The sequence below is a fragment of the Pseudomonas putida genome (genome assembly GCF_028682635.1).
GTDB classification, from domain to species: Bacteria; Pseudomonadota; Gammaproteobacteria; order Pseudomonadales; family Pseudomonadaceae; genus Aquipseudomonas; species Aquipseudomonas putida_AE.
The window spans coordinates 283,191-301,898 of record NZ_JANHLK010000003.1 but is presented as its reverse complement, the minus strand read 5'-3'; the positions used below and the strand labels follow the sequence as shown (position 1 = coordinate 301,898).

Annotated in this window: 17 protein-coding genes; 6 read left to right on the top strand and 11 right to left on the bottom strand. The window is 61.3% G+C overall.

Annotated elements, in window-relative coordinates; all coding sequences use genetic code 11:
* Nucleotides 1–14 precede the first annotated feature (14 nt).
* From NPS56_RS05660 to NPS56_RS05640, 5 genes are all read right to left on the bottom strand, one after another.
* On the bottom strand, nt 15–1,043 hold the full coding sequence (locus tag NPS56_RS05660) for a DUF5924 family protein (RefSeq protein ID WP_274073809.1): 1,029 nt from the start codon (nt 1,041–1,043) through the stop codon (nt 15–17).
* A gap of 64 nt (nt 1,044–1,107) precedes the next feature.
* A complete protein-coding gene (locus NPS56_RS05655; RefSeq protein WP_274073808.1) occupies nt 1,108–2,484 on the bottom strand; it encodes a M16 family metallopeptidase in 1,377 nt (458 codons plus the stop codon).
* 190 nt (nt 2,485–2,674) lie between these two features.
* A complete protein-coding gene (locus tag NPS56_RS05650; protein ID WP_274073807.1) occupies nt 2,675–4,333 on the bottom strand; it encodes a Na/Pi cotransporter family protein in 1,659 nt (552 codons plus the stop codon).
* Nucleotides 4,334–4,602: 269 nt separating this feature from the next.
* Complete coding sequence (locus NPS56_RS05645) at nt 4,603–5,370, bottom strand: TerC family protein (protein ID WP_274073806.1); 768 nt, start codon at nt 5,368–5,370, stop codon at nt 4,603–4,605.
* Between the two features lie 85 nt (nt 5,371–5,455).
* Nucleotides 5,456–6,763, bottom strand: coding sequence for a CitMHS family transporter (locus NPS56_RS05640; RefSeq protein ID WP_274073805.1), 1,308 nt, complete (start codon nt 6,761–6,763; stop codon nt 5,456–5,458).
* A gap of 400 nt (nt 6,764–7,163) precedes the next feature.
* On the opposite strand from NPS56_RS05640, the gene NPS56_RS05635 reads away from it, so the two are divergent.
* Complete coding sequence (locus NPS56_RS05635) at nt 7,164–7,565, top strand: GFA family protein (protein WP_274073804.1); 402 nt, start codon at nt 7,164–7,166, stop codon at nt 7,563–7,565.
* Here the strand turns inward: NPS56_RS05635 and NPS56_RS05630 are convergent, their stop codons facing one another.
* Nucleotides 7,566–7,892 carry a DOPA 4,5-dioxygenase family protein gene (locus tag NPS56_RS05630; RefSeq protein WP_274073803.1) on the bottom strand — a complete coding sequence of 109 codons (327 nt, stop codon included), beginning with the start codon at nt 7,890–7,892 and terminating at the stop codon, nt 7,566–7,568.
* A gap of 80 nt (nt 7,893–7,972) precedes the next feature.
* On the opposite strand from NPS56_RS05630, the gene NPS56_RS05625 reads away from it, so the two are divergent.
* Complete coding sequence (locus NPS56_RS05625) at nt 7,973–8,638, top strand: NAD(P)-dependent oxidoreductase (RefSeq protein ID WP_274073802.1); 666 nt, start codon at nt 7,973–7,975, stop codon at nt 8,636–8,638.
* A gap of 45 nt (nt 8,639–8,683) precedes the next feature.
* On the opposite strand, the gene NPS56_RS05620 is transcribed toward NPS56_RS05625, so the two are convergent.
* Nucleotides 8,684–9,634, bottom strand: a complete 951-nt coding sequence (locus NPS56_RS05620; RefSeq protein ID WP_274073801.1) for a choline sulfate utilization transcriptional regulator — start codon at nt 9,632–9,634, stop codon at nt 8,684–8,686.
* 114 nt (nt 9,635–9,748) lie between these two features.
* Here NPS56_RS05620 and betC point away from each other — a divergent pair, with 114 nt between their 5' ends.
* From betC to NPS56_RS05605, 3 genes are all read left to right on the top strand, one after another.
* A complete protein-coding gene (gene betC / locus NPS56_RS05615) occupies nt 9,749–11,263 on the top strand; it encodes a choline-sulfatase (protein WP_274073800.1) in 1,515 nt (504 codons plus the stop codon).
* Between the two features lie 16 nt (nt 11,264–11,279).
* The gene (gene choX / locus NPS56_RS05610; RefSeq protein WP_274073799.1) at nt 11,280–12,200 is read left to right on the top strand and encodes a choline ABC transporter substrate-binding protein; all 921 of its coding nucleotides are present in this window, start codon (nt 11,280–11,282) and stop codon (nt 12,198–12,200) included.
* 141 nt (nt 12,201–12,341) lie between these two features.
* A complete protein-coding gene (locus NPS56_RS05605; RefSeq protein ID WP_274073798.1) occupies nt 12,342–13,910 on the top strand; it encodes a SulP family inorganic anion transporter in 1,569 nt (522 codons plus the stop codon).
* A gap of 80 nt (nt 13,911–13,990) precedes the next feature.
* Here NPS56_RS05605 and aroE read toward each other — a convergent pair whose 3' ends face one another.
* Together aroE and hemF are read right to left on the bottom strand one after the other, a co-directional pair.
* Nucleotides 13,991–14,812 (bottom strand): shikimate dehydrogenase, encoded by an 822-nt coding sequence (gene aroE / locus NPS56_RS05600; RefSeq protein ID WP_274073797.1) that lies wholly within the window; start codon nt 14,810–14,812, stop codon nt 13,991–13,993.
* 12 nt (nt 14,813–14,824) lie between these two features.
* A complete protein-coding gene (gene hemF / locus NPS56_RS05595; protein ID WP_274073796.1) occupies nt 14,825–15,739 on the bottom strand; it encodes an oxygen-dependent coproporphyrinogen oxidase in 915 nt (304 codons plus the stop codon).
* Nucleotides 15,740–15,902: 163 nt separating this feature from the next.
* On the opposite strand from hemF, the gene NPS56_RS05590 reads away from it, so the two are divergent.
* Nucleotides 15,903–16,880, top strand: a complete 978-nt coding sequence (locus tag NPS56_RS05590; protein ID WP_274073795.1) for an NADPH:quinone reductase — start codon at nt 15,903–15,905, stop codon at nt 16,878–16,880.
* 99 nt (nt 16,881–16,979) lie between these two features.
* Here the strand turns inward: NPS56_RS05590 and NPS56_RS05585 are convergent, their stop codons facing one another.
* Together NPS56_RS05585 and dprA are read right to left on the bottom strand one after the other, a co-directional pair.
* On the bottom strand, nt 16,980–17,537 hold the full coding sequence (locus NPS56_RS05585; RefSeq protein ID WP_008064654.1) for an L-threonylcarbamoyladenylate synthase: 558 nt from the start codon (nt 17,535–17,537) through the stop codon (nt 16,980–16,982).
* Between the two features lie 54 nt (nt 17,538–17,591).
* A complete protein-coding gene (gene dprA / locus NPS56_RS05580; RefSeq protein WP_274073794.1) occupies nt 17,592–18,698 on the bottom strand; it encodes a DNA-processing protein DprA in 1,107 nt (368 codons plus the stop codon).
* Nucleotides 18,699–18,708: the final 10 nt, after the last annotated feature.

Genomic DNA, 18,708 nt, shown 5'->3' with positions numbered 1-18,708 from the left:
TAGCACGAACTGCCTTACTTTTCTTTGACCGGTGTGCTGTCAGCCACCTTGAAGCGCAATACGCCGATCAATTGGCCGTCTTCGGTCAACACCCGAACCTGCCATTTGCCTGCCGGATTGCCCGGGAAATTCTGCTTGTGGGTCCAGGCCCGGTAACCTTCCTTGCGACCGCCGTGGATATCGAGTGGGATTCGGTCGACCTCTTTGCCGTTGAATTGCCAGACGTGATAGATCCGCTCGTCCAGGCCGCGCGGCGCATTGATCGCCGTGTAGGCATAGAGGCCGCCGCCGCGAATCTGCTCGGCGCTGACTTCATCGAGACTGGCGCCGGGGGTGCGATCCTGCATCTGCGTGCTGATGGCCACGTCGGTCATCCACAGGGTTGCCGGCGGCACCCACGAGCGCAGCACCCAACCGACACCGCCGATACCCACGGTAATGCTCAGGATCGCCAGGGCGTTGCGCAGGGTGCGGATCGGAAAGATCGATGCCAGGCTCGGAAACGACAACAGCACGGCGATGCCCAGCGCCCACTTGAAACTTTGCGCGGTGGTCAGGTGCATGATCACCGGCAGCGCGGTGAGCAGGGCGGCGAACAGGGTCAGGGTGTGAAGCGCCAGGAACGCCCAGCGCCGCGGCGCCAGCCACTTGTAGTAGAGCGGGTCGATGATGGAAATCAGCGCCGCGATGCCCAGCAGCCCGGTAAAGAACAGCTGGCCGCTGTTCCAGGTCGTGGTGATGAAGAAGAACGGCAGGACGAAGAACAGGCTTTCCTGGTGAATCATCTGCGTCGCATAACGCAGCAAGGGCTGGGGGATCTCCCGCTTGAAGATTCGGGTGAATAGCTTGGTCAGGCTGTTTTCCAGCATCAGCCAGACCCAGCTGATCAGCATGATGGTGGTGATCCAGCTCGCCAGGCCCTGCTGGCGATCCACCAGGATGAAGCTGCCGATCCCGGAGACGAAACCACCGAGCGCAATGACCCCGGGGTAGCGTTTCATCAGCTCGAGGATGCGCTGGACGAATAGGGTCAGGGTCGGCATTCGGCGGTTCACAGTAGTCGTAGGAAAAATCCCTGACAGGTTACCGCCTCATCGGTGAAAGCGCTTACTTTCTGCGATGAAAACGCCATGCCGCCAGGCCCAACAGCAACAACCCCGACAGCCCGGCAATCGCCCACATCAATTGGTCATAACTGACCAGGGGTTTTTCGATCCGCACATACCCCGGCTGCAGGAGCAGTTCGCGCATGGCCTTGTTCGCTTGCGCCAGCGTGACCGCCTGCAATTCCTTGACCGGGTTGGCGAATCGGCCGTCTGCGTAGTCCCCCAGGGCACTCCAGTAGTAATCGGCCAGTGCGCTGTTGCCTTGCACCGCCCAGGACTGGCGGGCGATGGCGGCCTGTTTGAGGCGATTGAAGGTCTCGGCGTTGAGACCGTCCTTGAGCATACCGGCCTTCAAGTCATCCAGCACTTCCAGTGCCTGGTTCACGTCGTCGCGCTCCAGGTCGGCATTCAGGCTCATGAAGCCAACGCCGCCAAACACCTCGCGCTCGGCCCAGGGGCCATAGGACAGGCCGTGCGCCAGGCGCAGCTGGCGATAGAGCGCCCAGTCCAGATAGTCCTTGAGCAGGTCGAAGGTTTCGTCGTGCTGATCGTCCAGCACCGGCTCCGGTACCAGCCAGTGCAGCTTGGCCCCGCCACCGACGAAGCCATGGATCAGGCTGCGCTCATGGGCGGCGCTGGCCTGGATCTGGGGCAGGGGCGGGTGCTCTGTCGGAGTGATGGGGGCAAGCTCGCCATAAGTGCGATCCAGATAGGCCGGCAGTAAGCGGTCGAGATCGCCGACGACGATCAGGGTCATGTTGTTCGGCGCGTACCAGTCCTTGCGCACGTTCTCCAGCTGTTCGCGGGTCAGGTGATCGACTTCCGCGCGCTCAGGGCATTTGAGGCCCAGTTCCACGGCCAATTGATTGCTGGCGGTATGGCCCAGGTCCTGGCGATCCAGCCAGCGTTGCAGGTGCGTGTAGTGCCCGCCGTCTTCACGCTCGACCACTTGCTTGGCGGCGTTGATGGCGTCGTCGTCGAAATGGGTCTGGGTCAGCAGCGCCAACAGCAAATCCAGGACCTTGCGCTGGTTTTTCGCCGGGGCTTCGATCACGAAGGTGGTGTCGGCGTTGCTGGTGAAAGCGTTCCACTCGCCACCCAGCGCCTGCATGCGCTCCTCCAGGCCGCCTTCACCGCTGGCGTCGATGCCGCTGAACAGCAAGTGTTCGAGCAGGTGCGGCAGTTCTTTATCGGTGCAACCGAAATCATCCAGGCCTACCCCGACCACCAGCCGGATCGCCACGTGCCCGCGCTCGGTACCGGGCTTGAGCAACATCTGCAAACCGTTGCGCAGGGTATAGCCCTCGACCTGGAAGCGATCCAGGGCAAACGAAGGGAGTGAACCAAGCAACAGACAGGCGAACAACAGACAACGCATAACGAGCTTCCCGGCAACCAATCGGAGATCCGTTTCGTCCTTCCGTCCGCCATCGCGAGCAAGCTCGCTCCCACAGAATCCGGGCTGATCCATTCATTGTGGTCAACTCGAAACCTGTGGGAGCGAGCTTGCTCGCAATAACGGCCTTGAGGCTGAATCAATGTTACTGACTGATCACCTTGCCAGACGTTCAAGGCGAATGCGTGATATCAGCCAAATCGTCCACAACCAGCGCGCCGGTGTCGGACGCTTCCAATACGACGTAGGCACTGCTGCAGAACAGCGAATTCAGACGCTTCATGTCGGCAATCAACTCCAGGTGCAGCGAACTGGTCTCGATACTCTGCACGATCTTACGTTGCAAACGGCTGACATGCGCGTGGGCCAGGCGGCGTTCCTGTGCGCGAAAGCGACGTTTTTCACGCAGCAACTGGCGGGCACTTTCCTTGTCGGCACTGAGAAAGACCGACAAGCCCAGGCGCAGGGTGGAAATCAACTGGCTGTGCAGCCCGGCCAGCTCTTCCAGGCCCACTTCGGAAAACGATCGGCGCTGGGAAGTTTTTTGCTGCTGGACTTTGCGCAGCATGCGTTCGATCAGGTCGCTGGCGAGCTTGAGGTTGATCGCCAGTTCGATGATTTCCGCCCAGCGCCGGCTGTCCTGATCACTGAGGTCTTCCCGGGGCATCTGCGCCAGATACAGCTTGATCGCGCTGTAGAGCGCCTCGACATCATCGGTCAGGCGCCGCATTTCCTGGGTCACGGCGGTTTGCTTGCCGTGCAGCACGTCGAGCATGGCCTCGAGCATGTTGTCGATCAGATCACCCATGCGCAGGGTTTCCCGGGCCGCGTTGGCCAACGCCAGGCTGGGCGTGACCAAGGCTGTCGGGTCAAGGTGCCGGGGCTTGGCCATGCCGTTGGTTTGCGGGCGCTCCGGCAGGATCCACGCGCAAAACCGGGCCATCGGCCCGACGGTGGGCAGCAGGATCAGACAGCGTGCGGTGTTGTAGAGCAGGTGAAAGCCGATGACCATTTCCTGGGGGCTGAAGTCGAGGCTGTCGATCCAGTGCACCAGAGGGTCGAGCACCGGGATGATCAGCAACAGGCCGATCAGCTTGTACAACAGGCTGCCCAACGCCACCTGGCGACCGGCAGCGTTCTGCATGCTGGTGCTGAGGAACGCGAGAATGCCGCTGCCGATGTTGGCCCCGATCACCAGGCCGATGGCTACTGGCAGGCTGATTACGCTGGCGCCGGCCAGGGTCGCGGTCAGCAGGACTGCCGCCAGGCTGGAGTAGGAAATCATCGCGAACAAGGCGCCGACCAGGGCGTCGAGCAGGATGTCGCCGGTCAGCGAGGCGAAAATCACCTTCACCCCTTGGGCATGGGTGATCGGCGCGGCCGCCTCGACGATCAGTTGCAGCGCCAGGATGATCAAGCCCAGGCCGATGCTGACGCGGCCCATTTGCCCCAGCCGCGTCTGTTTGCGCGACAGGAAAAAAATCACCCCGAGAAAAATCAGCAGTGGCGACAGCCATGACAGGTCGAAGGTCAGCACCCGCGCCATCAATGCCGTACCGACATCGGCCCCGAGCATGGTTGCCAGGGCAGGGGTCAGCGCCATCAGGCCCTGACCGACAAACGAGGTGACGAGCATCGCCGTGGCGTTGCTGCTCTGGACCATCGCGGTCACGACGATCCCCGCGATGAACGCCAGCCAGCGCTTGGACATGTTCTGGCCGATGACGTGGCGCAGGTTGGAGCCGTACACCCGCAGGATGCCGGTTCGGACGATATGCGTGCCCCAGATCAGCAAGGCCACGGCTGAGAGCAAATTGAGCAGGGTGAGCATGCAGGCCCCCTGTGGTGGTAGCGCCCCAGAGGGGCAAGTTAGCGGTGCCGCGCGACGTTCTACGTTCTGTACTTAAGCTGTAGTTGGCTAACGGTCTGTGCGCCAGCATCGCATAGCTAAAGTGCTGATTGAAACAAAACTGTCATGAAACCAATGTGGGAGCGGGCTTGCTCGCGAAAGCGGTGTATCAGGCAACAATGATGTCGACTGACACTCCGTCTTCGCGAGCAAGCCCGCTCCCACAGTTTTGCGTACATACCGCTTACGGGTTACTGCCCCGGAATGTCCTTGCGCAGTTTCACTGGATCCTGCCGCTTCTTCTTTTTCGCAATCGCGGTGCGCATCTTGATGTTGATCGCTTCCACCGCCAGCGAGAACGCCATGGCGAAGTAGACGTAGCCTTTTGGTACATGCACGTCCAGGGATTCGGCAATCAGCACCATACCGACGATCAACAGGAAGGACAGCGCCAGCATCTTCAGCGAAGGGTGCTTGTCGATGAACGCGCTGATAGTGCCCGAGGCCAGCATCATCACCAGTACCGCCACGACGATTGCCGCGACCATGACCGGTACGTGGGACACCATGCCGACTGCAGTGATCACCGAGTCCAGGGAGAACACGATGTCGATGATCGCGATCTGGATGATGGTGTAGAGGAAGTTGCCACCCTTGAGGTTTGGCTCGTCGTCGGTTTCGTCTTCACCTTCCAGCGCGTGGTACATCTCTTGCGAGCTCTTCCACAGCAGGAACAGGCCACCGAAGAACAGGATCAGGTCACGCCCGGAGATACCCTGGCCGAACACTTCGAACAGATCGGCAGTGAGGCGCATGACCCAGGTGATGGACAACAGCAACAGGATCCGCGTGACCATGGCCAGCGCCAGGCCGAAAATCCGGGTGCGCTGCTGCATGTGCTTGGGCATGCGGCTGACCAGGATCGAAATCATGATGATGTTATCGATACCCAGGACGATTTCCAGGGCGGTCAGGGTAAAGAAGGCAACCCAGATTTCAGGGTTGGTCAGCCATTCCATGTGTATTCCTTTAAGCGATTGTTAAACCAAAAAGGGCCCCGACTTCAAACCGCGAAGCCAGGACCCGAAATGGTGAGTCTTGGGCTTATAGAGTGCTGAACAGCGGAAAAATCCCCATCAGCAATGCGGCAACCAGTATGCACATGCACACCAGCACTGCCCACTTCAGGGTGAAGCGCTGGTGATCACCGAAGTCGATACCCGCCAGGGCCACCAACAGGTAGGTCGATGGTACCAGCGGGCTCAACAAGTGGACGGGCTGACCGACGATCGAGGCACGTGCCATTTCCACTGCGGTAATCCCGTAATGGCTGGCGGCTTCGGCCAGTACCGGCAACACGCCATAATAAAACGCATCATTGGACATGAAGAAGGTGAACGGCATGCTCACCAACGCCGTGATCACCGCCAGGTACGGGCCGAGGAAATCCGGAATCACCGACAGCAGGCTCTTCGACATGGCATCGACCATGCCGGTGCCCGACAGGATACCGGTGAAGATGCCCGCGGCAAAGATTAGCCCGACCACCGCCAGCACGCTACCGGCGTGGGCCGCGACGCGATCTTTTTGCTGTTGCAGGCAAGGGTAGTTGACGATCATGGCGATACTGAACGCCACCATGAACAGCACCGGCAGCGGCAACAGGCCGGCGATCAGGGTGCACATCAGGGCCAGGGTCAGGGCGCCGTTGAACCAGATCAGGTTCGGACGACGGGCATCCGGGAATTGCGAAACGGTGATCTCGCTGTGGTCGATCTCGTCGCCCACCAGGTGCAACTCACCCAAACGCGCACGTTCACGCTTGCCGTAGAAGTAGGCAATGGCGAGGATGGCCAGGACACCGGCCGCCATCGCTGGAACCATCGGCACGAAGATGTCGGACGGGTCGACATGCAGCGCACTGGCCGCACGGGCGGTCGGGCCACCCCAGGGGGTCATGTTCATCACGCCACCGGCGAGGATGATCAAGCCCGCCATGATCCGCGGGCTCATGCCGATGCGGCTGTAGAGCGGCAGCATGGCGGCCACGCAGATCATGTACGTGGTCGCGCCGTCACCGTCGAGGGAAACCACGAGCGCCAGTACCGCGGTACCGACCGACACTTTCAACGGGTCGCCCTTGACCATCTTGAGGATCTTGCGCACGGCCGGGTCGAACAGGCCGGAGTCGATCATCAGGGCGAAGTACAGGATCGCGAACATCAGCATCACGCCGGTCGGCGCGAGCTTGGTAATGCCTTCGAGCATCATCGGGCCGATTTTCGGGCCGAAACCGCCGAACAGGGCGAAAACGATCGGGATGATGATCAGGGCGATCAACGCGGACAGGCGCTTGGTCATGATCAGGAACATGAACGTGATGACCATGGCGAAGCCAAGGAAAGTCAGCATGGGAATACTCCAGGCGTAGCGCGGCTAGGGAATGAGCGGATCGGACGGGATCAGCGCAGAACGGGAAGCACGAGACGTACGGGCGGAGTTGCAGCGAAGCGGCGGATAGAAGAGGACATCAGGGTCACCATTGTTGTTGTTAAATGGGCCGGGCGAACAATCGAACATTCGCTGTAGCCAACCGGTCTGTTGCCGGCAGTGAGGGCGATCCTAATCGGGGAAGCTTTCAGCCAGCTTTCGCCGATGAAAGCATTGACCGGATGTGCAACCGGTCGTCGGACCGGATTGAGGCGTTCGCGAGCAAGCCCGCTCCCACAGTGGTTTTGTGTACGACATAGATCCAGTGTGGGAGCGGGCTTGCTCGCGAAGGCGTCAGTCAAGACGCATCAGGAGGAACAGCATGGTCGAATTCCACCCCGGCGGTTGCCACTGTGGACAACTGCGCTATCAATTCAGCGGGCCATTGCACGATATCGCCCACTGCCATTGCTCGATCTGCCGGCGAGTCAGCGGCGGGATCGTGACGACCTGGATCACCGTCCCGGCTTCAGCCTTTCAATGGCTGCTTGGGACACCGGCGCGATACGACTCTTCACCCACCTGCACGCGCTATTTCTGCGGCAACTGCGGGGCGCAACTGGCATTGGTGACTCACCTGAGCCCGGACAGCATCGACGTGACCATTGCCACCCTCGACCACCCGGAACAGGCCCCGGCCGAACGGCACATCTGGACCGACAGCCGCCTGCCGTGGCTGCACCTGGATGAGCATCTGCCGGGCGAAGCCGAAGAAACGCTCTGATCAGAAAATAGACAGGTCCAACGGCCGAACCGCGCCCATCCAAATCGCGTGATCGCGGTGATCCAGCAAGTCGTTGCCGGTGTCCGGATGCAGGAATACCACCAGCCCCTTGCGGTTGAGCGCCAGCCACGGCAGCACCTCGCCGATCAGCTCGGGGCCGAACGCCAGCTGGCAGCTCCAGTCCGGGTGCGGGCCGACCGGGCGCTCATGTACGCGGCCCATCTGCAGCGGGAATAACTGTGCGGCTCGCTCACACAGGGCCCGCGCCTGGTCGATGGTGCTGGCGTCGAAATACACATGGGCGTGATAGCCCTTGATCCGTTGCATCTGAATCCTCCAAACCGAGTCGAACCCTCACCGTTTCCGGCAGGTCACACGCCATATACCCCGCAACAACGGAGCCAGCCATGAAAAATGCCGAAACCCCGGTGGTGAAAGTGGTGCTTTATGGTGCCATGAGTAGCCTGGGCAGTGCGCTGATGGCTGAAATGCTGCGGCGTCAGCATGAAGTGATCGCCATTCTCGATGATCTGACGGCCCTGGCGCCGCGACCGGGTTTGCGTACCAAAACCGGCGACCTGTTCGATGCCGAGCGTGTGAAGCAAAGCGTGGCCGGCAGTTCGGCTGTCGTCTGCTTATTAGACGCACCGGGGCTGCCCTTTAACAGTGAGCATGTGGAAAAAACCATCGTGCCCGGCCCGGTCGAGCAAGTGCTGGCGGTGGATGCATTGATCGATGGCATGCAGGCGGCGGGCATTGCGCGGTTGTTTCTGGTGGGTGATTTCGAGATTCTGGACGATCCGGAGTTCGAGGACGGATTGGAACTGCACGCCGCCGAGGAAATCCGCGAAGCGCTACAAAGCAGTGCCTTGCACTGGACGATGGTGAATGCCCCGCGCGGAGTGCCGGGGCTGACCATTGAGCACTTCAGCCAGGTCAGCAGCAGTCTTGAGCCGGGGCTGGCCGAACCGCTCGCACGCCTGGCCCGCACGGCGGTGGGGATCGCTGATGAGCTGCATCTAAACCTGCATATCAGCGAGCACGTCAATTTCATCGCGACTTCTGAGCCGTAAAGCATGTCCCTGTAGGAGCTGCCGCAGGCTGCGATCTTTTGATCTTCAAACCGCAATCGAAGGAAACGACATTCCCGTCAACGATTGCGCACTGCTGGCCTGCTCAGCCATCAGCCAATCAACGAACTGTTGAATCAGCGCCCCACGTCGCTTGCGCTGTGGCAACACCACGTAATAACCCAGCCTGGAAATCACCGTTTCGGCAATCGGCCGGCACAACAATCCCTGCGCCAACAAGTTATCCACAAGGTGCCGCCAGCCAATGGCCACGCCCTGTCCGCCAATGGCGGCCTGAATCAGCAAGGTGTAATTGTCGAAACGCAACTGGCCGGGGGCCGGGGCCGAGGTGATGCCCAGCTCGCGAAAGACACCGCTCCAGTCAAACCAGTGACTGCTGTTTTCGCCACGCAGGTGCAGGAGCGGAAACTCCAGCAACGACTGGGCGGGCAGGGGCAGGGCACGATCATTCAACAACTGCGGGCTGCACACCGGGAACACTTCCTCGCTGAACAGCCAATGGCTCTCGCCCTGCTTGAAACGACCATCGCCGAACAGCACCGCTACGTCGATATCGCTGCGCAGCATGTTGTGGCTGCGCTCACTGGTCACCAGGCTGACGTCGACCTGTGGATTGGCCGCATGAAAGCGGTGCAACCGGGGCATCAACCAGTAGGCGGCGAAGGCGAAATCGGTGGCGACCTGCAGCACCTCGTGCTGGTGTTGCGCGCTGATTGCCGCCAATCCTGCGTCGATATTCTGCAAACCCAGCTGAACCTGCTCAAAAAGGATGACCCCGGCCTCGGTCAGTTCGATACCTCGATAGATTCGGTCGAACAGTCGAGTCGCCAGTTGCTCCTCCAAGCGCTTGATCTGTTGGCTGATCGCCGGCTGTGTGGTGCCCAGCTCGACCGCCGCCGCCGTGAAGCTGCGCTGACGGGCCGCCGACTCGAAAGCACGAAGTAAATCCAGAGAGAGGTCACCAAGTGCGTCATACATAAGCTATGCTTATCCTAGTCATTGCCGGCCATGGGCTTTACCGCAAAGTGTGGGGGTTACATCCTCGATCCCAGCACTCTCGCATAAACATCCACTATGGAATGCCGCGAACACATGAAGCGCAAGAACATTCTTTTCATCATGGCCGATCAAATGGCCGCGCCAATGTTGCCCCTCTACGGCCCATCGCCCATCAAGCTGCCTAATCTGAGCCGCCTCGCCGCCGGCGGCGTGGTGTTCGACAGCGCCTACTGCAATAGCCCGCTTTGCGCGCCTTCGCGCTTTACCCTGGTCAGCGGCCAGCTGCCGAGCAAGATCGGCGCTTATGACAATGCGGCGGATTTTCCTGCCGATGTGCCGACTTATGCCCACTACCTGCGCCGCCTCGGATACCGCACCGCGCTGTCGGGCAAGATGCATTTCTGTGGTCCGGACCAGTTGCACGGCTATGAAGAGCGCCTGACCAGCGATATCTACCCCGCCGACTATGGCTGGGCGGTGAACTGGGATGAACCGGACGTGCGTCCGAGCTGGTACCACAACATGTCGTCGGTGCTGCAGGCGGGCCCCTGCGTGCGCACCAATCAACTGGATTTCGACGAAGAGGTGGTGTTCAAGGCCCAGCAGTACCTGTTCGACCACATCCGCGAAGATGGCGACCAGCCGTTTTGCCTGACGGTTTCGATGACGCACCCCCACGACCCGTACACCATTCCCAAGGCATTCTGGGATCTGTACGACGACGCCGACATCCCGCTGCCGGTTACACCGGACCAAGCCGGACTCGATCCGCACGCCCAGCGATTGCTCAAGGTCTATGACCTGTGGGACAAGCCGCTACCTGTGGATAAAATCCGCGACGCGCGCCGCGCCTACTTCGGTGCGTGCAGCTATATCGACAACAACGTCGGCAAACTCCTGCAAACACTCGAAGATACAGGGCTGATCGACGACACCATCATCGTATTCTCCGGCGACCACGGCGACATGCTCGGTGAACGAGGGCTCTGGTACAAAATGCACTGGTACGAGATGGCAGCTCGTGTACCGCTGTTGATAAGTGCACCAGGGCAATTCGGTGCCGGCAGGGTCAGCGCTTCGGTGTCAACCGCCGACCTGTTGCCGACCTTCGTAGAACTGGCCGGCGGCTCTCTGGAACCGGGCTTGCCTCTGGATGGTCGCTCGCTGGTGCCGCACCTGCAAGGGCAGGGCGGTCACGACGAAGTGTTCGGCGAATACATGGCCGAAGGCACCATCAGCCCGCTGATGATGATTCGCCGTGGCGCCTACAAATTCATCTACAGCGAAGACGACCCTTGCCTACTCTTCGATGTACACAATGACCCACGAGAGCTGGAAGAACTCAGCCATTCGCCGCAACATCGCCAGCTGTTCGACGATTTTCTCACCGAAGCGAGGGCCAAATGGAATATTCCGGCGATCCACCAACAGGTGCTCGCGAGCCAGCGGCGCCGGCGTTTCGTTGCTGATGCCCTGACCATCGGCAAGCTGAAGAGCTGGGATCACCAGCCGCTGGTGGACGCCAGTCAGCAATACATGCGCAACCACATCGACCTCGACGATCTGGAGCGCAAAGCACGTTATCCACAACCCTGCCAAAATCAATAATCTCAAGGGGAAGTCCATGCAAAGGTTATCCACAGTACTGACGGTCGGGCTCCTGGCCCTGGGCAGTGCGTCGGTCTATGCCGATCAGAGTTGCGAGACGGTGAAGATGGCCGACCCGGGCTGGAGCGACATCGCCGCGACCAACGCCATCACCGGGTTTCTGCTGGACGGCATGGGCTACAAGGCCAAGGTCGATACCCTCGCCGTGCCGATCACCTTTGGCGGGCTCAAGGACGGCCAGGTGGATGTCTTCCTCGGCAACTGGATGCCGGCGCAGCAGGGCTTCTACGACAAGTTCGTCGCCACCGGTGACGTCACGCAACTGGCGAAGAATCTCGACGGCACCGAGTTCACCCTCGCTGTGCCGGACTACGTGTGGGACGCGGGTGTGCATAACTTTGCCGACCTGAACAAGTACGCCGACAAGTTCGACCACAAGATCTATGGCATCGGCTCTGGCGCACCGGCCAACATCTCGCTGCAAGAGATCATCAAGAAAAATGATTTCGACATGGGTAAGTGGAAACTGGTCGAATCCAGCGAGCAAGCCATGCTGGCCGAAGTGTCTCGGGCGGTGAAGAAGCAGAAGTTCGTAACCTTCCTCGGCTGGACGCCGCACCCGATGAATGTGCAGTTGAAAATGCATTACCTGAAAGGCGGCGAGAAATATTTCGGTGACACCGGCAGCGTCCACACCCTGACCCGCAAAGGTTATGCACAGGCCTGCCCGAACGTCGGCAAGCTGCTCACCAATCTGAGCTTCACCCAGGAGATGGAGAACAGCATCATGGCCGAGGTGGTGAACAAGAAAGTCAGCAATGCCGATGCGGCCAAGGCGTGGATCAAGGCCAATCCGGCCGTGCTGGACAAGTGGCTCGATGGCGTGAAGACCGTGGATGGCAAGGATGCATTGCCGGCCGTGAAAGCCAAGCTCTAATCCATGTGGGAGCGGGCTTGCTCGCGAATGCGGTGGATCAGTCGACATTGAAGTTGCCTGATCCACCGCATTCGCGAGCAAGCCCGCTCCCACAATGCGTGGTGCTGATACCCTTATGCAAAACCCAACCCGAGAGGACCCATGGCCCTTCCCAGCCGCCATTCACTCTTCCCATTCCTTTCATGGTTACCCCGGCAAACCCGCGCCAGCGTCGGTCGTGACCTGGTCGTCGGCCTCAGTGGCGCGATTCTCGCGTTACCGCAATCCATCGCCTACGCACTGATTGCCGGCCTTCCACCGGAGTACGGCCTGTATGCGGCGATCATCCCGGTGTTGATTGCTTGCCTGTGGGGCTCGTCGTGGCATTTGATCTGCGGTCCTACGGCGGCCATCTCCATCGTCCTGTACGCCAGCGTCAGTCCACTGGCCGTGCCGGCGACGCAAGACTACGTCACCCTGATCCTGTTACTGACCTTCCTGGCCGGGATTTTCCAGTGGCTGCTGGGATTGCTGCGCTTTGGTGCGCTGGTCAATTTCGTCTCTCATTCAGTGGTGCTTGGCTTCACCCTCGGCGCGGCGGTGGTGATTGCCGTCGGCCAGTTGCCCAACCTGCTGGGCCTGGACCTGCCCAGCCAGGCCACCGCCCTGGACAGTTTCATCACCTTGTTCAAACACCTGGGTGAAGTGGATAAACCCTCGCTCATGCTCGGCTTGGCTACTGTCGTGGTCGGCGTGATCCTCAAGCTGTGCCTGCCGCGCTGGCCGACCCTGTTGATAACCCTGGTGCTGGCAGCCCTGCTGGTCTGGCTCTGGCCATCGATGTTCGGGCATGTGCGACTGGTCAGCGCCTTCACTGGCCAGCTGCCGCCCCTGAGCCCACTGCCGCTTGACCTGGACCTGATCCTGCGCCTGCTGCCCAGCGCCGTGGCAGTCGGCATGCTCGGGCTGGTCACCAGTTTGTCGATTGCCCGCTCGATATCTGCACGTTCGCAGCAACTACTCGACGCCAACCAGGAAGTTCGCGCCCAAGGCCTGTCCAATATCGTCGGTGCGTTTTTCTCCGGATCGCTCTCGGCCGGCTCGTTCACCCGTTCGGGGCTGAGCTACGAAGCGGGTGCCTGTTCGCCACTGGCGGGGATTTTTTCGGCATTGTGGGTGGCGCTGTTTGCGATTTTTGGCGCGAACCTGATCGCTCACATTCCTATCCCGGCCATGGCCGGCAGCATTTTGCTGATCGCCTGGGGCCTGGTGGATCATCGGGGTATTCGTGCGTTGCTGCGGGTCAGCCGCGCCGAGTTCATGGTCATGAGCCTGACCTGCATCGCCACGCTGCTGTTGGAACTGCAGACGGCGATCTATGCCGGGGTGTTGGCGTCGCTGTTCTTTTACCTCAAGCGCACCTCACAACCACGGGTGCAGCATTTACGCGACGGCGATGAAGACATTCTGCGGGTCGGCGGCTCGATCTTTTTCGGCGCCAGCCATTACCTGCAAGTTCGCCTGCAACGCATGCACGGTGCACGCGTGGTGATCGAGGCGCAGCAGATCAATTTCATCGACTATTCAGGGGTGGAGATGCTGCATCAGGAAGCGCGGCGGCTATTGCGCCAGGACCGCAGCCTGACCCTGCGCCGGGCCAGGCCGCAGGTGGTGGATGAATTGAGGAAGCTGGAAGGGGCAGAAAAATGCCCGATACGCTTTGAAGACTGAAAAGATCGCAGCCTTCGGCAGCTCCTACATGGGCTTGCGCTCACCCTGTAGGAGCTGCCGAAGGCTGCGATCTTTTGATCTTAAAGCGCCAATTGCCGACGAAGCTCCGCCAACACCGGTGCCGTATCCGGGCGCACCCCGCGCCACAGGAAGAACGCTTCCGCCGCCTGCTCGGCCAGCATCCCCAGGCCATCCATCGACACCGCCGCGCCGTGTTCGCTGGCCCAACGGCAGAACGAAGTCGGCTCCTTGCCGTACATCATGTCGTAGCAAACCGTTTTGCCCGGCTCGATCAGGCTTGGCGCAATCGGCGGCACATCGCCCGTGAGGCTCGCGGACGTCGCATTGATGATCAGGTCCACCGACTCCTGCAGCCAGTCATAACCACTGGCCGCTACCGGGCCCAGATCGCAGAACAATTCCGCCAGTAATTCGGCCTTATCCACCGTGCGATTGGCGATGATCACCGACGCCGGCTGCTCGGCCAGCAACGGCTCCAGCGCACCGCGCACCGCGCCACCGGCACCCAGCAGCAGGATGCGTTTGCCCTTGAGGCCGAACCCGGCGTTGACCGTGAGATCCCGCACCAGCCCGGCGCCATCGGTGTTGTCCCCCAGCAAGGTGCCGTCGGCCAGCTTGCTCAGGGTGTTCACCGCACCGGCTCGTTGCGCCCGCGCCGTCAGGCTGTCCGCGAGGCGAAAGGCATCTTCCTTGAACGGCACCGTCACATTCGCACCACGACCTTCAAGGAAAAATGCCCGGGCGCAGCCGGAGAAGTCGTCGAGGGGCGCCAGCGAGGTGCTGTAGTCGAGTTTCTGCGCGGTCTGCTCGGCGAACAGGCGATGAATCAGCGGCGATTTGCTGTGGCCAATCGGGTTACCGAAAACGACATAACGGTCCATCAACATTCCTCTTCAGGCCTGGGCCAACCAATCGCGGTCTTGCAGGAAGTACTCGGTCAGGCGCGCTTCTTCACTGCCAGGCTCGGCTTTCCAGTCGTAACCCCAGCGTACCTGCGGCGGCAGCGACATGAGGATCGACTCGGTACGGCCACCCGATTGCAGGCCGAACAGGGTGCCACGGTCATAGACCAGGTTGAACTCGACGTAGCGCCCACGGCGGAACTCCTGGAATTCCCGCTGTTTGGCGGTGTAGGCAGCGTTCTTGCGGCGTTGCACGATCGGCAGGTATGCCTCGATGAACGCATCACCGATGGCCCGCATGAACGCGAAGCTGGTGTCGAAGTCCCACTCGTTCAGGTCGTCGAAAAACAGGCCGCCGATACCCCGGGGCTCGTGCCGGTGCTTGATGTGGAAATAGCTGTCGCACCAGGCCTTGTAACGCGGGTAGACGTCCGCACCGAACGGCGCGCAGGCCTGCTCGGCGACGCGGTGCCAGTGCACGCAATCTTCTTCGTTACCGTAGTACGGCGTCAGGTCGAAACCGCCGCCAAACCACCAGACCGGCTCTTCACCTTCTTTTTCGGCGATGAAGAATCGCACGTTGGCGTGCGAAGTCGGTACATGCGGGTTGTGCGGGTGGATCACCAGCGACACGCCCAGGGCCTCGAAGCCACGCCCGGCCAGTTCCGGCCGATGGGCGCTGGCCGACGGCGGCAAACCGCTGCCGAAGACGTGGGAGAAGTTGACGCCGCCCTTTTCGATGACCGTGCCATTTTCGACCACCCGCGTGCGCCCGCCACCGCCGGCGGGCCGGGTCCAGGCATCTTCGACGAAGCGCGTGCCGCCGTCTTCGGCCTCCAGGGCAGCGCAAATACGGTCTTGCAGATCGAGCAGGTAGGCTTTTACGGCCTCGGTGCGGGTAGTCATGGCATCACCTTGGATCGGGCAAAGCTACGCGGCGCTCCAGCGGAGCCGAGCCTGCGCAAATGGGCGCGTAGCATAACACCGCCGATGCGCTCGTCGCAGTTGACGAAGATCACGCTTCGGCGCCAGATAGCGCACTTGGTAAAACGATCTCAGGAGAGTGCAGATGGCAAAGCGTATCCAGTTCCGTACCCATGGCGGCCCGGAAGTACTTGAGTATGTGGACTACCAACCCGCCGAGCCCGGCCCGCAGCAGGTCCGCGTGACCAACAAGGCCATCGGCCTGAACTTCATCGACACCTATTACCGCAGCGGCCTCTACCCGCCACCGGCCCTGCCATCGGGTCTGGGTTCGGAAGGCGCGGGCGTGGTCGACGCGGTCGGCAGCGAAGTGACCCGGTTCAAGGTCGGCGATCGCGTGGCTTATGGCAGCGGCCCGTTGGGCGCTTACAGCGAAGTTCACGTGTTGCCCGAAGCCAACCTGGTGCGCCTGCCAGACGCCATCACTTTCGAACAGGCTGCCGGAGTGATGCTCAAGGGCCTGACCGTGCAGTACCTGCTGCGCCAGACCTATGAACTCAAGGGTGGCGAAACCATCCTGTTCCACGCCGCTGCGGGGGGTGTCGGCTCCCTGGCCTGCCAATGGGCCAAGGCCTTGGGCGTGAAGTTGATCGGCACGGTGAGTTCGCCAGAGAAAGCCGCGCTGGCCAAGGCCAATGGTGCCTGGGCGACCATCGACTACAGCCATGAAAACGTCGCGCAACGGGTACTGGAATTGACTGACGGCAAGAAGGTGCCGGTTGTGTACGACGGCGTCGGCAAGGATACCTGGCTGACTTCCCTCGATAGCGCGGCGCCCCGTGGGCTGGTGGTGAGCTTCGGTAATGCATCCGGGGCTGTGGACGGGGTGAACCTGGGGATTCTGGCGGGCAAAGGCTCGTTGTACGTCACCCGGCCGACGCTGGCGACCTACGCCAACAATGCCGAGAACCTGCAGCGCATGGCCGATGAGTTGTTCGAGATGATCATCAGCGGCAAGCTGACGGTGGACATCAGCCAGCGTTTTCCACTGGCGGATGCAGCGAAGGCGCAGACCGAGTTGTCGGCGCGGCGCACTACCGGGTCGGTTGTTCTGTTGCCCTGACTGACGCCATCGCCAGCAGGGCTAGCTCCCACATTGGATCTGTGGCGTTCACAAAACCAGTGTGGGAGCTAGCCTGCTGGCGATGGGCGCGCCTCGGTCTTAATCGGGGCGCACAACATGCCCGGTCGCCAGATCCCGAATAACACTCGGATTCTTGCGCCCACCCAGGTTCCCGCCCAACACCAGGTCAACCTGACCCCGGAAATACTGCTCGACGCGAATCCGCGTACGCGCCGCCGGCCGGCCCTGGGGGTTGGCGGACGTCGACACCAGCGGCCCGACCAACGCGCACAAATCCCGCACCTGAGGATGATCGCTGACCCGCAACGCCACCGTTTCATGCACCCCGGTAATCCACTCCGGCAACATGTTCTGATGGGGCACCAGCCAGGTGTTCGGCCCCGGCCAGGTACTGGCCATGCGGTCCATCCACAGTTCGGGGAAGTCTTCGAAGAGGAAGTCGAACTGGCGGATATTGTCGGCGACAAGGATCAGGCCCTTATCAACCGAGCGCCCCTTGATCAGCAGCAACCGATCCACTGCCTCTTCATCCCACGGGTCGCAACCCAGCCCCCAGACTGCTTCGGTTGGGTAGGCAATCACCGCCCCTGCGCGAATTGCTCGTGCGGCTTGCTGCACACGCCAACTGTTGACCATGAAAAACTCTCCAGAATAAGGCTCTGCGCAGTTTACCGTTCTTCCTCGTAAAACCTAGCTCACCCGCGCAAACCAGCGTCCGTTTTCACAGACAGCACGGCCGTCCATTTCCAGCTCCGTCAACGTCGCCAGGACCTTGGGCAAGGTCCAACCGCTGGCATCGGCCAGCGCTTCACTGGTGTGGGGGGCGGCGTGGAGCAGGGTCAGCAGCGGATGGCTCGATGTGGCCGCGGGTGTTTGCGTTGAAAAAGGCAGCTGCTGCCAGCCCCGCAAGCCTTCAAGGATATGCTCGATGGTTTCCACCAGCACGGCGCCGTCGCGGATCAGCTGATGGCATCCGCGGGCGCCGGGATGATGAATCGACCCGGGAATCGCATACACCTCGCGCCCCTGTTCCGCCGCCAGCCGGGCCGTGATCAATGAACCGCTGGCAACGCTGGCTTCGACCACCAGCACGCCCAGGGACAGACCGCTGATGATCCGGTTGCGTCGGGGGAAGTTGCCGGCGCTGGGCGCGGTGTCCAGCGGAAACTCCGAAAGCACCGCGCTACCCGACGCGATCATGGCGTCCGCCAGGCGCCGGTTGCGCTGTGGATAAAAGTTTTCAAGACCCGTGCCAAGTACCCCGACCGTTCGCCCGCCAACGTCCAGTGCCGCCTGATGCGCGGAAGCATCGATGCCCAGCGCCAGGCCGCTGGTGATGACGAACCCGGCACCAGCCAGGCTGCGGGAAAACGCGGTGGCGGTGTCCATGCCGGGCCGTGAAGCACGACGACTGCCGACCATCGCCAGCTGCGGTTTTTCCAGGATCTGCGGATCGCCGGCTACGAACAGCAACGGCGGCGCGTCGCTGATCTGCGCCAGCAACGCCGGGTAGTCAGGCTGGTCCCACATCAGTAAATGCTGGCCCTGACGCTCTAGCCAGGCCAATGCATGGCTGGCGCCGTCACGAATCTCCGGGGCGCGCCGGGCCTCGCAACACACCTGCGGCAAGCCCAGCGCTCGCCAGGCACTGGCCGGTGCGCTGATGGCTTTGGACGCCGAACCGAAGGCTTCCAGCAATTTCCTGAATCGCGCCGGGCCAAGTTCCGGTAGACGGTGCAGACGCAGACGCGCCTCCAGTTCCGCAGGGGAAACCGGTGTAACAGCGGGTATCGACATGGATCATCCT

Coding starts and splice junctions, on each gene's coding strand:
- choX (WP_274073799.1), top strand. CDS start 11,280: ATGCAAAGGTTATCCACAGTACTGACGGTCGGGCTCCTGGCCCTGGGC.
- NPS56_RS05635 (WP_274073804.1), top strand. CDS start 7,164: ATGGTCGAATTCCACCCCGGCGGTTGCCACTGTGGACAACTGCGCTAT.
- dprA (WP_274073794.1), bottom strand. CDS start 18,698: ATGTCGATACCCGCTGTTACACCGGTTTCCCCTGCGGAACTGGAGGCG.
- NPS56_RS05645 (WP_274073806.1), bottom strand. CDS start 5,370: ATGGAATGGCTGACCAACCCTGAAATCTGGGTTGCCTTCTTTACCCTG.
- NPS56_RS05585 (WP_008064654.1), bottom strand. CDS start 17,537: ATGGTCAACAGTTGGCGTGTGCAGCAAGCCGCACGAGCAATTCGCGCA.
- NPS56_RS05625 (WP_274073802.1), top strand. CDS start 7,973: ATGAAAAATGCCGAAACCCCGGTGGTGAAAGTGGTGCTTTATGGTGCC.
- betC (WP_274073800.1), top strand. CDS start 9,749: ATGAAGCGCAAGAACATTCTTTTCATCATGGCCGATCAAATGGCCGCG.
- NPS56_RS05640 (WP_274073805.1), bottom strand. CDS start 6,763: ATGCTGACTTTCCTTGGCTTCGCCATGGTCATCACGTTCATGTTCCTG.
- hemF (WP_274073796.1), bottom strand. CDS start 15,739: ATGACTACCCGCACCGAGGCCGTAAAAGCCTACCTGCTCGATCTGCAA.
- NPS56_RS05650 (WP_274073807.1), bottom strand. CDS start 4,333: ATGCTCACCCTGCTCAATTTGCTCTCAGCCGTGGCCTTGCTGATCTGG.
- NPS56_RS05605 (WP_274073798.1), top strand. CDS start 12,342: ATGGCCCTTCCCAGCCGCCATTCACTCTTCCCATTCCTTTCATGGTTA.
- NPS56_RS05655 (WP_274073808.1), bottom strand. CDS start 2,484: ATGCGTTGTCTGTTGTTCGCCTGTCTGTTGCTTGGTTCACTCCCTTCG.
- aroE (WP_274073797.1), bottom strand. CDS start 14,812: ATGGACCGTTATGTCGTTTTCGGTAACCCGATTGGCCACAGCAAATCG.
- NPS56_RS05630 (WP_274073803.1), bottom strand. CDS start 7,892: ATGCAACGGATCAAGGGCTATCACGCCCATGTGTATTTCGACGCCAGC.
- NPS56_RS05590 (WP_274073795.1), top strand. CDS start 15,903: ATGGCAAAGCGTATCCAGTTCCGTACCCATGGCGGCCCGGAAGTACTT.
- NPS56_RS05660 (WP_274073809.1), bottom strand. CDS start 1,043: ATGCCGACCCTGACCCTATTCGTCCAGCGCATCCTCGAGCTGATGAAA.
- NPS56_RS05620 (WP_274073801.1), bottom strand. CDS start 9,634: ATGTATGACGCACTTGGTGACCTCTCTCTGGATTTACTTCGTGCTTTC.